Source organism: Erythrobacter sp. GH1-10 (assembly GCF_045363165.1).
In the GTDB taxonomy this organism is placed as follows: domain Bacteria; phylum Pseudomonadota; class Alphaproteobacteria; order Sphingomonadales; family Sphingomonadaceae; genus Erythrobacter.
The window spans coordinates 1352286-1364966 of record NZ_JBJFLP010000001.1; the positions used below are offsets into that span (position 1 = coordinate 1352286).

Genomic DNA, 12681 nt, shown 5'->3' on the forward strand with positions numbered 1-12681 from the left:
GCACTTGAAAAGCAAGCGGGTGACAAGGCTGTCTCAACTGCTAGAGAGCCATCAACCCGATCCGCTCGCCCTGAGCCTGTCGAGGGGCTGTCCTTTCTTCCGAGCGTCCTGCCAGAAGAAGTGCAATGGTTCGACAAGCTGGGGATGAGCGGAAATAATTGATTTGGAGATAGAAGCATGGCCGACAAACTGACCTTCACCCTCGATACTGGAGACGGCGAGAACAAGGACGTCGTCATCAAGCTGCGCCCGGACCTCGCCCCCGGCCATGTCGAGCGCATCACCGAACTCGCCGGCGAAGGCTTTTACGATGGCGTGGTATTCCACCGCGTGATCCCCGGCTTCATGGCACAGGGCGGCGATCCGACCGGCACCGGCATGGGCGGTAGCGACAAGCCCGACCTCAAAGCCGAATTCAACAGCGAGCCGCACACCCGCGGCACCTGCTCGATGGCGCGAACCCAGGTGCCCGACAGCGCGAACAGCCAGTTCTTCATTTGCTTCGACGACGCCGAGTTCCTCGACGGCCAATACACTGTCTGGGGCCAGGTCGAGAGCGGCATGGACCACATCGACGGCCTGCCCAAAGGCGAACCGCCCGCGAACCCGGGCAAAATCGTGAAGGCAACGGTTTCCTGATCTGAGCCCGGAATATGAACGTGGCGCTGCGGAAGGGAATTGTCGTTCTTGCGACGTTCCTTCTCGCCGCCTGCGTCACCTATCCGGACATATCGCAATCGCGTTCCCCGTGCCGCACCGAGCCCGGAGGATGGTGCCCCTTCGTGCGTTCGGCAGCGGCGGAAGCGTGGCCCTATGCCGTCGCGGCGACGAATGCCTATGTCGGCGATGACGATGTATTCCCCGATCCCGGCCCGGTCCTGAAGCGGATCGAGCGGCTGGAGATCGCGGAAGAAGATGCCGAGAAAGGCTTCAGCTACGAGATTTTCGAGCAATACGCTCCGGGCAGCGCCGGTAGTCCGGATCGCAAGCCGATTGCCCGTATCCTCGCCTTTCGCGGGACCGATTTCGACGGATTCACCGACATTTTCTACGGCACGTTGCGCGACGACCAGATCGCAATCGCGATGCGATATTTCAATCTTGAGCGCGAGCGCTGGGGCAGCGATCCGCAATGGATCGTGACCGGCCATTCGCTGGGCGGTGCGCTGGCGACGGAGGTGTCGATCAAATACCCTGAGGTGCGCGCTTACATGTTCAACACGTCTCCTTTCTATCGCAGCGATGCGATGACCAACGACATCAGCCGGATGGTGGTCAATGAGCGTGGCGAGGTGCTGCGGCGCTTTCGCAAATACGACGTTGCGCCGGCTGCCGACGTGTTCACGATCAACTGCGCACCCGAAAACGGCCAGTTCACCAAACACAAGATCCGGCCACTCGCCGACTGCATCACCTGGATCGCCGCCTACGGCAGCGCCGATGCCCTCGCGGTGGTCGAAGCGAACGGAGTGCGCAAGCCGATGGTGGAATGCGGGGAGCCGGACAAGATGCATCCCGGTCCGAGGTCGAGAAGGATCGAACCCTGCGTGCATGTCGCTCGAAACCCGAAGGACGATCAACGGCCGCGCGACGAGGATCGATGATCCGCGTCGACCTTCTCCCGGCATGCGTTGAAAGGCTGGAGGAGACAGCAAGGGTTCTGGCCGAGGCGCGCGATCCTGCGCCGCTTCGGTCGCGAGAAGGACCTGCGGCGCGCGGCGACGCTCTGATGCAGAGTGCGCCTATTCGGATTCGGTGGCGATCACACGCTTGAGAGTGTAGCGGCCCGGCTCGCCCGGCCCATCGGGGCCGTGATAAATCTCCGTCCGCCCGATCATGCCGTCTTCGCGCAGATCGAATGCGAGGCTGTGTGCGTGGCTCTCGCCTTCATCGAACCCGGTGACATCCCGGAAGGCGAACGCGATGCGATCGGGGGTGGCAGGCAGGCTTTCGAGGCGGGGCTGGTTGCCTTGCGGGCAGTAATGCGTGGCTACCACATGATCGCCGTCGAGATGATAGACAGTCATCGAATGCAGACCGGCAGCGGTTTCCCAACGCTCGACAACCGTGTGACCACGCGCAGTCGGTTCGAACACGATCTCCAGAGCTTCGGTTTCAGCGACCGACCAGCGACCCTCCCACGACAGGATTTGCGCAAATTGCGTTTCCGCATCTGAGGTCGAACCCGTTTCTGCGTGCGATGCGGTTGCAGCAAAGACGAGCAGGGTGAAGAGGTGTTTGCCGTGCATCGGACGATCTTGCAGCTTTTCCCTTGGCAGGCAACATCGCTCGCGCATTGAACCGCGTGCCGCTTCCCGCTAAAGGCGCGAACCTCATGAAACCGCAAAAGCCTCCCAAGACCTTCAGGGTCAAGAGCTTCGGCTGCCAGATGAACGTCTATGATGGCGAGCGCATGGCCGAGTTGCTGGCCGAAAAGGGCATTACGCCTGCGCCCGAGGGTGAGGATGCGGATCTGGTGGTGCTCAACACCTGCCACATTCGCGAAAAGGCGGCGGAGAAGATCTATTCGGACATTGGCCGCCTGACGAAGGGCAAGACACAGGAAAAGGCCCCGATGATCGCGGTCGCGGGCTGTGTCGCGCAGGCCGAGGGCGAGGAGATCATGACGCGCGCCCCTGCGGTCTCGATGGTGGTCGGTCCGCAGGCATATCACCGCCTGCCCGACATGCTCGACAAGGCGGTGAAGGGCGAGCGGGCCACCGATACCGACATGCCCGCGATCGCGAAGTTCGATAGCCTGCCGCAACGCCGGAAGCGCTCGCCGACCGCGTTTCTCACCGTGCAGGAAGGCTGCGACAAGTTCTGCACCTATTGCGTCGTTCCCTACACGCGCGGTGCGGAAATTTCTCGTCCGTTCAGTGATTTGATCGCCGAAGCTCGCAAATTGATCGAAGCGGGTGCGCGCGAAATCACGTTGCTCGGGCAGAATGTCAACGCGTGGTCGGGTGAGGATGTAAAGGGGCAGAGAGTAGGCTTAGCGGGGCTCATCCGTGCTCTGGCACGTCTCGATGGGCTCGAGCGTATCCGCTACACCACCTCGCATCCCAACGACATGGAAGACGATCTCATCGCCGCGCATGGTGAGATCGACAAGCTCATGCCGTATCTTCACCTGCCGGTGCAGTCGGGCAATGACCGGGTGCTCAAGGCAATGAACCGTTCGCACACGGCCGAAAGCTATCTGCGGCTGCTCGAACGCTTCCGCGAGGCGCGCCCGGACATCGCGCTTTCGGGCGATTTCATCGTCGGCTTTCCCGGAGAAACCGAAGCCGAGTTCGAGGACACGCTGAGCATAGTCGACGAGGTCCGCTACGCGCAGGCCTTCAGCTTCAAATATTCGCCGCGCCCCGGAACGCCCGCTGCAACCATGGAGGACCAGATCGCCAAAGAGGTGATGGACGACCGCCTCCAGCGACTTCAGGCCCGCCTCAATCGCGACCAGTTGGCGTTCAACGCAGCCAGCGTCGGCAAACGCTGCACCGTCCTCGTCGAGCGCAAGGGCAAGCACCCCGGGCAGTGGCTCGGCAAGTCGCCATGGCTGCAAAGCGTCTGGTTTGAAGGCGAGTGCCAGATCGGCGACATGGTCGAAGTCGACCTCATCGAGGCGGGGCCGAATTCGCTGCAGGGCGCATTACTCGCCGGAAACTGACCTCTCTTCCGACTCCATGGCCAAGGCGCGCGCGCCGATATCGCTGAAGTAGCGCGAGGCAAGCGCGTTTCTGGATGAATCGTAGAGCTTCGAGATAAGTGCGCGGTCGAAAACGGTAAGGCCTTCGGGCGGTTCCTCATCCTGGAACAGGGTCAGTATTGTCGGTGCCGCAGGTACGACATCCGGGGCGATGCCGCCGGTTGGCGCAAAGGTTCTCATCGTTGCGTAATCAGCGAGCTGTTCGAGCGTCTTTCCCTGTGCGCTCGCCAATTCGATGAGCACCATGGCACCGATGATCTCATTGGTGGTGCGGCTGCGCAAGCGCGATTCCAGGCGAAGCGGGTTGGCGAAGTCGGCCACATTCTCCAGCGGTCGGCCCATTTGCTCGGGGAGCACATTACCATCTGCACTGCGGAACGCAGTGTAAGTCCACGATCTTACCGGCCCCGTTTCCTCCAAGACCCGCGCGCGTTCGTAGCTCAACAGGTGATCGAGCAGTTCTGATCTTTCGTTGAGCCACACGCTCGGCGGGCCTTTTTGCGGCGCGACGAACACGACCGATATATTGTGGTTGCAGTTCTCTCTCGGATCGCGCCTGTTTGCGCCAAGTCTATCGGCATTTTGCCGAATGCGCGTCTCGATCGCCGCAGCGGGCTCTTCGGGAAGCCCGAATACCTTGGGACATATCGCGTCGAAGAAGGTCCCGATCGTGCGGCCGAGGCGTGGTGGCCGGATGATCTCCTCGGCCATCTCGCGCAGTTCCCGACGTCGCTCGAGGTCGGTTGGCGGAGCTTCGACGACAATTTCGGGATCATCGGAAGATGCCTCGGTCACCTTCTCAGGCGCGGCGGACCCGGTTGACTGCGCCGACGCGCTTGCCGCGCCCAGCAGAGCAGCCACGCAGACTGATGCGAACCTTTTCATATGGCCTCCAAGCCGCATGATCGGAGTTGGTTCTACCTCGCATCATGTGAAATCTCCATGACTTTCCACCGTTACAGCGGGGGTGCGAACTTGCTTTGCCGCAGAAGCGGCTTACCTTTTCGATTCAGGGCGGGCCAATTTCCGTCCTCGAACAAAGGAACCTATGGGCCGTAGACCGACACGCGCAGCCGATCCCCAGCGGGAGCCCCGAAAAGAACCGGTGCTTTCGCCCGATCCCACGCCGATCCGCCAGCCCCGCCGCGCCCGCGCGGAGCTGACCTTTGAAAACCAGTCATTGCTCGGCGCGTTGTTCGGCGAGTTCGACGCGAACCTCGTGCAGGTCGAGAACCGGCTGGGCGTCATGATCCACGCGCGCGGCGACCAGATCGTTATCGAGGGAGCGGAGGACAATGTCGCCCGCGCCCGCGACACGATCAACACGATGTACGACCGGCTGGCGCAAGGGCAGGACCTCGACAGCGGAGCGATCGAATCGCTGATCGCGATGTCGAACGAACCGACGCTCGAAGGGATCATAAGCGGCGAGAAGGAAAAGCCGCCGATCATGATCCGCACGCGCCGCAAGACGATCGTGCCGCGCTCGGCGACGCAGGTGACATACATGCGCAGCCTTGCCCGCGACGACATCATCTTTGCGCTTGGCCCTGCCGGGACCGGCAAGACCTATCTCGCGGTCGCGCAGGCGGTCAGCCAGCTCATCACCGGCAGCGTCCAGCGGCTGATCCTCTCGCGCCCGGCGGTGGAGGCGGGCGAAAAGCTCGGCTTCCTGCCCGGCGATATGAAGGACAAGGTCGATCCGTACCTGCGCCCGCTCTACGACGCGCTGTACGATTGCATGCCGCCCGAACAGGTCGAACGACGGATCGAAAGCGGCGAGATCGAGATTGCTCCGATTGCCTTCATGCGCGGCCGCACGCTCGCTGACGCCTTCGTGATCCTCGACGAGGCGCAGAACACCACGCGCGAACAGATGAAGATGTTCCTCACTCGCTTCGGCCAGAACAGCCGGATGGTGGTGTGCGGCGACCCGCGCCAGGTCGACATTCCCGGTGGCGACTCGATGTCCGGGCTCGCCGATGCCGTGGGCAAACTGGAGGGCGTAGAGGGCTTCGGTACGATCCGCTTTACCGCCGCCGACGTGGTGCGCCACCCGATCGTTGGTAGGATCGTTGAGGCGTATGAGGGCAAGCCCGAGTAGGTGCAGCTCGAAATCGAAATCGAAGACTGGTCTCCCGGCGAATGGGAGGAAATCGCTGACAAGGCTCAAACCGGAACGGCAATGCTCGTGGCTGAGCTGCGGAATCCGCGGCTTGAAGTGAGCGTTCTGTTCACCTCCGACGACCAGGTCCACGCGCTCAACCGCGAATGGCGGGATCGCGACAAGCCGACCAATGTGCTCAGTTTCCCGATGCTGGAGCGCGCCGAACTGCTCGATCTTCAAAGCGAAGGTCCGCCTGTCATGCTCGGAGATATCGCTCTCGCATTCGAGACCTGCGCACGCGAGGCAGAGGAAAAGGGGATCAGTCTCGCGCATCACGCCGCGCACCTGATCGTCCACGGCCTGCTGCACCTCGCCGGTCACGATCACGTCCATTCGGACGAAGAGGCCGAAGCGATGGAAAAACTCGAGATCGCCATACTTGCAAAAATGGGTATCCCGGACCCATATGGTGACCGCACATGACAGGAGTAATCCCGTAAGGGCCCAAAACGAGTATGCCCGATTCCCAATCCCCCGCCGGAGACGCGGAGAGTAGCAGCGGGCTGTGGCCTGCGATCCGGAAAGTCCTCAAGATCGGTGACGGCGAACGTTCGCTGCGCGCCCAGCTCGAAGAGGCGATCGACGAGCACGAGGACGAAAACGAAGATAGCGATACCGACGAGCAATCGAGCGCGAATGGCGATTTGACGCCGGTCGAACGCCAGATGTTGCGCAACCTGCTGCATTTCTCCGAACACGATGCCGATGACGTCGCCGTTCCGCGCGGCGAGATCGTGGGTGTCGAAGCATCGATCGGGTGGGAAGAGCTGGTCGAAAGCTTCAGCGAGAACGGTCATTCGCGCATGCCGGTCTATCGCGACAAGCTCGATGATGTGATCGGCATGATCCACATCAAGGACATCTTTCCGTATCTTGCCACAGGCAAGAAGCCGCCGCGCGACTGGACCGTGCTGATGCGCCAGCCGCTCTATGTGCCGCAGACGCGCGGGGCGCTCGATGTGCTGGCCGACATGCGCGCACGCCGCGTCCACCTTGCGATCGTGCTTGACGAATTCTCCGGAACCGACGGGATCATCACGATCGAGGATCTGGTCGAGGAAATCGTCGGCGAGATCGAGGACGAGCACGACGAAACGCCCGAGGCGCTTATCGTGCCGATCGGCGACGGTATGTGGGATTGCGACGCGCGGGCCGAGCTTGATGATGTTGCCGAACAGGTCGATCCGCGCCTCGCGGAAGTCGAGGAAGCGGTCGACACGCTCGGCGGACTCGCCTTCGTGCTGGCCGAGCAGGTCCCACCGGTCGGGACAGTCGTGGAACATCCCAGCGGTTGGCGGATTGAAGTGACGGAGGCTGACGAAACGCATGTCAAGCGACTGCGCCTCCACGCGCCCGAACCCGCCGAAGATGCGAGTGACTTGCAATAAACGCAGTTTTTTGCGCCGATTCTGATTTTTTCTTCGATTTTTTGCATCCGGATCGCGCCTCGCGCGTATCTCCTCGTAACGAGGAGAATTTCTGATGCCGTCACGTCGATTGCCCCCATTGCGCGCCCTGGAAGCGTTCATGCGCACGGTCCGTCTCGGATCGGCGCGGGCTGCCGCAGAGGAAATCGGGCTGAGCCCCTCGGCGCTCTCGCGCCGGATTACCAATCTCGAGGAATTCGTCGGCAAGAAACTGTTCACCCGCGCGCGCCAGTCGATGCAACTCACCGATGAAGGGCAGGCGTTCTACGAGGCTGTGAACCCGCACCTCGAAGCGCTCGCGCGCGCGGTCGAGAGCCAGTCCGACAACATTTCCCTGCTGCGCCTGCGGCTCGGCGTGTTGCCGCTGTTCGGCAGCCAGCGGCTGTTCCCGCGGCTGGGCGAACTGCGAAAGCGCCACCCGCTGCTCCATATCGACATCGACACGGGGCCGCATCTCGAAGACCGGGTTGGCGATACGCTCGATGCGGCGATCATCCTGTCGCGCGGACCCGAACGCGGGCTCCATGCGGTGCGGCTCGATCACAACCTAGTCCATGCGATCTGCAGCAGGGAAATCGCGCGCGCGATCGGCCCCGAAGTGAATGCGGAGGGCCTCGCCAAACAGACCTTCCTGATTCACAACGAACTGCCCGAAAGTTTCGTCGCCTGGAAGAAGGCCCACAAGCTCGACGATATGGAGCCGGCAGCCATCGACCATTACGATTCGGGCCAGCTCATGCTCGAGGCAGCGGCGCAGGGCCTTGGCATTGCGATCATGCACGACGATCACATGCGCCGCGCTGCCGACAACCGGCTGACCGACCTGTCGAGCGTCTCGGTCGAAAGCCCCTACAGCTACTGGTTCGTGTGCAAGCCGACAGCGCTCGAATCGCGCCCGGTAAGGCTGTTTCACGATTGGCTGGTCAGGGCCGGGCTCTAACCCGCATCCTCTTCCGCCGGATCGTGAATTTTCACGCCGACGCCTTGCGCGCCCTTGGGGGCGTTGTAACGGATCGGCGGGACGTTATGGGCGAATTCGCGCACCGGCTTGCCGAGCGCTTTGCACAGCGCTTCCTCGATCCGTTTTCGGGCCTCCGCTGCGATCGCTTTTCTACCGCGGATGTCTTCGGGGCTGAACGGTTCGAGGAAATGCATGTGCAGAGTAAAGCTGCCCCGCCGAGCTAGCACGCGCTTTGCGTTGTTGAGCCCGGTTTCGTCGCCAACCCAACCGATCCATTCGGCCACCGAATTGTAATCGAGCATGACCGGCTGGACGAGAACTTCGGCCGGAGGCGGCTCCAGCACGCTCAGCATGCTGCTCTTGAAAGGTAGCAGCGAATGGCCATCGGTGGTGGTGCCTTCCGGGAAGACGGTGACCGCCCAGTTGTCTGCCAACGCTTCCTTGAGCGCGTTGATCTGCTCGGCCACGCCGAGGCGGTTTTCGCGCTTCACATAGACAGTGCGGTTCAGCGATGCGAGCCAGCCCACCACTGGCGCCTCCGCCAGCTCGGCCTTGGCCACGAAAGCGGTTCCGCTGGCGCCCGCCATGGCGAGGATGTCCACCCAGGAGATGTGGTTGGCGACATAGAACACGTCGCGCTTGAGGTGGACGCCGTGAACGACGACCTTGCACCCGCACACCCGCGCGGCATAGCGCAGGAAAAGCATCGGGAAGGGCGAGCCGTAGCGTAGGATCCGGTAGAGATAATGCAGCGGCACGAAGATCAGCAGCAGCGCGATCAAAGCCAGCGAGCGAGTAGCGATGCGAAGCCAGCCGCCGGTCGAGATCGGCGTTTTCTCGCCGCGCGCGGCTGCGACCCGCAGTTTCCAGAGTTCGCTTTCGGGCGCGTCTATGCCTTGATCCGCCGGACTGTCAGTCATCCCGCGAGAGCCTGACTCCATACAGTTCCATGCGGTGATCGACGAGGCGATAGCCGAGCTTTTCGGCGATCTGGCGCTGTAGCGACTCGACTTCGGGGTCGACGAATTCGACGACCTTGCCGGTCTCGACGTCGATCAGATGGTCGTGATGCGCTTCCGGCACTGGTTCGTAGCGCGAGCGACCGTCGCCGAAATCGTGCCGATCGAGGATGCCCGCTTCCTCGAACAGGCGCACGGTGCGGTAAACCGTCGCAATCGAGATCTTCGGATCGATCGCCGAAGCGCGTTCGTGCAGCAATTCGACATCGGGGTGGTCGTCGCTCTCGGACAGGACCTTGGCGATCACGCGGCGCTGCTCGGTGATCCGCAGGCCTTTTTCGGCACACAATTGTTCGAGATCGATTTTCTGGCTCAAGCGAAGCTCCGTTACCGTACAGGCCCGTTCGCGGTGCCCCGCGACGACCCGAAAGTAAAGCACCCCGCCTCATATACGAGACGGGGCGCCTTGCTCAAGCTGGCGGGCGGCTCGCCCAAAAATGCGAGCGGAGCCGCTTTCCAGACTTACTTCTTGCGACGCCCGCGGCCGCTGCCGGGCTTGCGCCCAAGGCCGATCTTCTTGGCGAGATCGCGGCGGGTTTCGGCATAGTTGGGTGCCACCAGCGGATAGTCCGCGGACAGTTCCCAACGCGCCTTGTATTCCTCGGGCGTCAGTCCGTGTTCGGTCGAAAGGTGACGCTTGAGCATCTTCATCTTCTTGCCGCAATCGAGGCAGACGATGTGGTCCTTCTTGATCGACGAACGGATCGAAACCGCAGGTTCGGGCCGCGGTTCTTCCTCGTTATCGTTTTCGCCGAGTCCCGAAAGGGCGGCATAAACGTTGCTGATCAGCGACGGAACTTCGTTCACCTCGACATCATTGTTGCTGAGATGAGCAGCGACGATGTCGCTGGTCAAAGTTATTAGCGTCTCTTTCATTTCGATTTCCAAGCCTTGCATGAGTCCCTCACTCGATTTGTTGTTTTTCGGATTTTTCCGATCATTTTGCCATGAACCAGCCTCGCAGTCTTTGCAAGATCGCCCGTGGCTTTTGTTCACTTTTGGGAGTGGGGGTAACAGACTAGATCGAGCGCCCGAAAGTAATGGCGTCGATCCTACTGCCATCGGACATCCGGTAATAGTTGGGACGTTCGCCGATGGGTTCGAAACCGGTCCTGAGATACAGGTGTTCGGCAGGGTTGCCGCGCCGCATTTCAAGAAAGATTCGAGCGGTTGATCGCTCGCGCGCGGCTTCGAACAGCAATTCGATCAATAGCTTGCCGAAACCGCGTCCACGATATTCGGGAATGACCGCGATCAGCAGCAGCTCTTCCTCGTCGGCGCCGTGGCGGGTGAGGACGAAGCCCGAAGGATCACGCTCGGTCTCGCCTTTGATCGGTTTGCCATCTGCGTCGATGACGAGTGCATGCGTGTTGGAAAGCACCAATGCATCCGCCACCTGCCGACGGGTCCATGCTTCGCCATAGGCCGGGTCGAACGCCGCATCCATCACTTCCATGATGCAATCGACGATATGCGAAGAGCGAATCATGAGACCTTCCGGGCCTTTTGGGGCGTGGCGTCGGGCCCGCGTCCGTAGATCGGCGACAGGTCTTCGGTAAGTACCGTGGCCGGCAGCCGCACGACATGCCGGGCATCGGGCAGGAGATCGTGAACCGTTCGGCGGCTATCGAGCAATTCAGCGAGTTCTTGCGCCTTGCTTCCTGCGACATGTGCTTCTGCGCCGCGGGCGAGGGCGGCTTGCGGCGCGAGCGACGCCATTTCGCCTTGAGGCGCGGGTCCTGGCGCAAAGTCGGCAACGAACCACTCGCCATGCCCGCCTGTCATGCAAACGGTAAGCGAGCCGGCTCCGTCGGCCTGTGCCATCGCGGCGACCAATGCGAGTGTCGGATATCCAATCACCTCTGCGCCCCAAGCAAAGCCGAGGGCGCGGGCGGTCGCGATGCCGATCCGCACGCCGGTAAAACTGCCCGGGCCAAGCGAAACGAGGATACGATCCGCGCGCCCTTTGTCGGGCAAGTCGGCAATCATCGGGATTAGCCGCTCGGCATGGCCGCGACCCAGTTCGAGATGGTCATGCGCGAGAAGCCTGCCGCCCTCGAACAGGGCGATCGAGCAGGCTTCGGTTGCCGTTTCGATTGCGAGCGTGCGCATGCCAAGGCCCTGCCCCAGCGAGCGCTTGCCCGCAAGTCAGACTATCGTATTGAATTTATCGAAATCGGGACGCGGGCTGCGATCGAAGATGCTTTCCGGGTCGCCATATCCGATCGAGCAGATGAAGTTGACCCGGTGGCGCGGCTCGTCGCCGAAGAACGCCGCATTGACCTTGTCCTGATCGAAGCCCGACATCGGACCGCAATCGAGTCCCACCGCGCGGGCGGCGAGCATCAGGTAGGCGCCCTGGAGCGAGGAATTGCGAAACGCGCCTTCCTTGCGCCCTTCCTCGTCGCCTTCGAACCAGCTCTTGGCGTCGGTGTGGGGGAACAGCCACGGGAGCTCTTCGTGGAAATCGATGTCGTAGCCGATCACGGCGGTAACGGGCGCGGCCTTGATCTTGGCCTGGTTGCCTTCCATCGCGCACCCGGCGAGCTTTTCCTTCTGCTCGTGCGACTTGACCCACACGATCCGCACCGGCTGCATGTTCGCCGAGGTCGGGGCCATCTTGAGCAGGTCCCAGATGGCATGAAGCTGTTCGTTCGAAACGTCCTTGTCGAGCCAGTCGTTGTAGCTGCGCGCCTCGTTGAAAAGCTGCGCAAGCGCATCGTCCGACAGGACGTGATCGTGGAATTGCTTGGTCATGGAAATCCTTGAAGTTTGACTTGAAATTCAGGCTGCTCTGACTTCAACGACTTCGGGGACGTAATGTTTCAGGAGGCTCTCGATGCCCTGCTTCAGGGTCATCGTGCTCGACGGGCAGCCCGCGCAGGCGCCCTGCAGCGAGAGATACACGACGCCCTCCGAGAAGCCGCGATAGGCGATATCGCCCCCGTCTCCCGCCACTGCAGGACGCACCCGGGTTTCGAGCAGTTCCTGGATTGCCGCGATCGTATCGGCATCCTCTTCGCTGTCTTCGACCACATTGCCTTCGTCTTCGGCGGGAACGTTGATCCCGTCCGCACTGCCCCCGACGAACAGCGGGGCCTCGGACACGAAATGATCGAGCAGGATCGAATGAACCTGAGGTTTGAGCGCGGACCAGTCGGTGCCCGGCGCGGCTGTGACCGTGACGAAATCCCAGCCATAGAACACGTTGACCACTTCGCCGGTGTCGAAGATCGCTTGTGCCAGCGGACTCGCCTCGGCCGCTTCGGGCGATGCGAATTCGCGCGTGCCTGACGACATGACGGTGCGTCCCGGCAGGAACTTCAGGCTCGAAGGGTTCGGAGTGGTTTCGGTTTCTATGAACATGGACCGTAAATAGGGGCGGGCAGGGCGTGCGG

16 protein-coding genes are annotated in these 12681 nt (G+C 61.8%); 7 read left to right on the forward strand and 9 right to left on the reverse strand.

Features of this window, described 5'->3' with window-relative positions; all coding sequences use genetic code 11:
• Positions 1-177 precede the first annotated feature (177 nt).
• Together ACI5KX_RS06630 and ACI5KX_RS06635 are read left to right on the forward strand one after the other, a co-directional pair.
• Positions 178-639 (forward strand): peptidylprolyl isomerase, encoded by a 462-nt coding sequence (locus ACI5KX_RS06630; protein WP_406809885.1) that lies wholly within the window; start codon positions 178-180, stop codon positions 637-639.
• 14 nt (positions 640-653) lie between these two features.
• The gene (locus tag ACI5KX_RS06635; protein WP_406809886.1) at positions 654-1604 is read left to right on the forward strand and encodes a hypothetical protein; all 951 of its coding nucleotides are present in this window, start codon (positions 654-656) and stop codon (positions 1602-1604) included.
• 138 nt (positions 1605-1742) lie between these two features.
• Here the strand turns inward: ACI5KX_RS06635 and ACI5KX_RS06640 are convergent, their stop codons facing one another.
• Entirely contained in the window at positions 1743-2249 is a 507-nt protein-coding gene (locus tag ACI5KX_RS06640) for a hypothetical protein (protein WP_406809887.1), read from the reverse strand.
• A gap of 86 nt (positions 2250-2335) precedes the next feature.
• Between ACI5KX_RS06640 and miaB the strand changes: the two genes are divergently transcribed.
• Positions 2336-3670, forward strand: coding sequence for a tRNA (N6-isopentenyl adenosine(37)-C2)-methylthiotransferase MiaB (miaB, locus tag ACI5KX_RS06645; RefSeq protein WP_406809888.1), 1335 nt, complete (start codon positions 2336-2338; stop codon positions 3668-3670).
• Here the strand turns inward: miaB and ACI5KX_RS06650 are convergent.
• Positions 3653-4570 carry a hypothetical protein gene (locus tag ACI5KX_RS06650; RefSeq protein WP_406809889.1) on the reverse strand — a complete coding sequence of 306 codons (918 nt, stop codon included), beginning with the start codon at positions 4568-4570 and terminating at the stop codon, positions 3653-3655. The genes miaB and ACI5KX_RS06650 overlap by 18 nt on opposite strands.
• Before the next feature lie 187 nt (positions 4571-4757).
• Here ACI5KX_RS06650 and ACI5KX_RS06655 point away from each other — a divergent pair, with 187 nt between their 5' ends.
• The 4 genes from ACI5KX_RS06655 (at position 4758) to ACI5KX_RS06670 (ending at position 8243) form a co-directional block, all read left to right on the forward strand.
• Positions 4758-5813, forward strand: a complete 1056-nt coding sequence (locus ACI5KX_RS06655; RefSeq protein WP_406809890.1) for a PhoH family protein — start codon at positions 4758-4760, stop codon at positions 5811-5813.
• Positions 5814-6299 carry an rRNA maturation RNase YbeY gene (gene ybeY / locus ACI5KX_RS06660; RefSeq protein WP_406809891.1) on the forward strand — a complete coding sequence of 162 codons (486 nt, stop codon included), beginning with the start codon at positions 5814-5816 and terminating at the stop codon, positions 6297-6299.
• Positions 6300-6331: 32 nt separating this feature from the next.
• Entirely contained in the window at positions 6332-7264 is a 933-nt protein-coding gene (locus tag ACI5KX_RS06665) for a hemolysin family protein (RefSeq protein WP_406809892.1), read from the forward strand.
• Between the two features lie 94 nt (positions 7265-7358).
• A complete protein-coding gene (locus tag ACI5KX_RS06670; RefSeq protein ID WP_406809893.1) occupies positions 7359-8243 on the forward strand; it encodes a LysR substrate-binding domain-containing protein in 885 nt (294 codons plus the stop codon).
• On the opposite strand, the gene ACI5KX_RS06675 is transcribed toward ACI5KX_RS06670, so the two are convergent.
• The 7 genes from ACI5KX_RS06675 to ACI5KX_RS06705 all read right to left on the reverse strand — a co-directional run bounded on the left by ACI5KX_RS06675 (position 8240) and on the right by ACI5KX_RS06705 (position 12649).
• Positions 8240-9184, reverse strand: a complete 945-nt coding sequence (locus ACI5KX_RS06675; protein WP_406809894.1) for a lysophospholipid acyltransferase family protein — start codon at positions 9182-9184, stop codon at positions 8240-8242. The two genes, ACI5KX_RS06670 and ACI5KX_RS06675, sit on opposite strands and share 4 nt — an antisense overlap.
• The gene (locus ACI5KX_RS06680) at positions 9177-9599 is read right to left on the reverse strand and encodes a Fur family transcriptional regulator (protein WP_406809895.1); all 423 of its coding nucleotides are present in this window, start codon (positions 9597-9599) and stop codon (positions 9177-9179) included. Before ACI5KX_RS06680 ends, ACI5KX_RS06675 begins: the two co-directional genes overlap by 8 nt.
• 146 nt (positions 9600-9745) lie before the next feature.
• Positions 9746-10180 carry a MucR family transcriptional regulator gene (locus ACI5KX_RS06685; RefSeq protein WP_406809896.1) on the reverse strand — a complete coding sequence of 145 codons (435 nt, stop codon included), beginning with the start codon at positions 10178-10180 and terminating at the stop codon, positions 9746-9748.
• 121 nt (positions 10181-10301) lie between these two features.
• Positions 10302-10772 (reverse strand): GNAT family N-acetyltransferase, encoded by a 471-nt coding sequence (locus tag ACI5KX_RS06690; RefSeq protein WP_406809897.1) that lies wholly within the window; start codon positions 10770-10772, stop codon positions 10302-10304.
• Positions 10769-11395 (reverse strand): tRNA (adenosine(37)-N6)-threonylcarbamoyltransferase complex dimerization subunit type 1 TsaB, encoded by a 627-nt coding sequence (tsaB, locus tag ACI5KX_RS06695; RefSeq protein ID WP_406809898.1) that lies wholly within the window; start codon positions 11393-11395, stop codon positions 10769-10771. Before tsaB ends, ACI5KX_RS06690 begins: the two co-directional genes overlap by 4 nt.
• Before the next feature lie 36 nt (positions 11396-11431).
• On the reverse strand, positions 11432-12040 hold the full coding sequence (locus ACI5KX_RS06700) for a malonic semialdehyde reductase (RefSeq protein ID WP_406809899.1): 609 nt from the start codon (positions 12038-12040) through the stop codon (positions 11432-11434).
• A 27-nt stretch (positions 12041-12067) separates the two neighbouring features.
• Complete coding sequence (locus ACI5KX_RS06705; protein ID WP_406809900.1) at positions 12068-12649, reverse strand: NifU family protein; 582 nt, start codon at positions 12647-12649, stop codon at positions 12068-12070.
• Positions 12650-12681 lie beyond the last annotated feature (32 nt).

What these genes read in the sequence shown, in the direction of transcription:
- ACI5KX_RS06630 (WP_406809885.1), top strand. Translation starts at nt 178, where the DNA reads ATGGCCGACAAACTGACCTTCACCCTCGATACTGGAGACGGCGAGAAC.
- ACI5KX_RS06635 (WP_406809886.1), top strand. Translation starts at nt 654, where the DNA reads ATGAACGTGGCGCTGCGGAAGGGAATTGTCGTTCTTGCGACGTTCCTT.
- ACI5KX_RS06640 (WP_406809887.1), bottom strand. Translation starts at nt 2,249, where the DNA reads ATGCACGGCAAACACCTCTTCACCCTGCTCGTCTTTGCTGCAACCGCA.
- miaB (WP_406809888.1), top strand. Translation starts at nt 2,336, where the DNA reads ATGAAACCGCAAAAGCCTCCCAAGACCTTCAGGGTCAAGAGCTTCGGC.
- ACI5KX_RS06655 (WP_406809890.1), top strand. Translation starts at nt 4,758, where the DNA reads ATGGGCCGTAGACCGACACGCGCAGCCGATCCCCAGCGGGAGCCCCGA.
- ACI5KX_RS06665 (WP_406809892.1), top strand. Translation starts at nt 6,332, where the DNA reads ATGCCCGATTCCCAATCCCCCGCCGGAGACGCGGAGAGTAGCAGCGGG.
- ACI5KX_RS06670 (WP_406809893.1), top strand. Translation starts at nt 7,359, where the DNA reads ATGCCGTCACGTCGATTGCCCCCATTGCGCGCCCTGGAAGCGTTCATG.
- ACI5KX_RS06675 (WP_406809894.1), bottom strand. Translation starts at nt 9,184, where the DNA reads ATGACTGACAGTCCGGCGGATCAAGGCATAGACGCGCCCGAAAGCGAA.
- ACI5KX_RS06685 (WP_406809896.1), bottom strand. Translation starts at nt 10,180, where the DNA reads ATGCAAGGCTTGGAAATCGAAATGAAAGAGACGCTAATAACTTTGACC.
- ACI5KX_RS06690 (WP_406809897.1), bottom strand. Translation starts at nt 10,772, where the DNA reads ATGATTCGCTCTTCGCATATCGTCGATTGCATCATGGAAGTGATGGAT.
- tsaB (WP_406809898.1), bottom strand. Translation starts at nt 11,395, where the DNA reads ATGCGCACGCTCGCAATCGAAACGGCAACCGAAGCCTGCTCGATCGCC.
- ACI5KX_RS06700 (WP_406809899.1), bottom strand. Translation starts at nt 12,040, where the DNA reads ATGACCAAGCAATTCCACGATCACGTCCTGTCGGACGATGCGCTTGCG.
- ACI5KX_RS06705 (WP_406809900.1), bottom strand. Translation starts at nt 12,649, where the DNA reads ATGTTCATAGAAACCGAAACCACTCCGAACCCTTCGAGCCTGAAGTTC.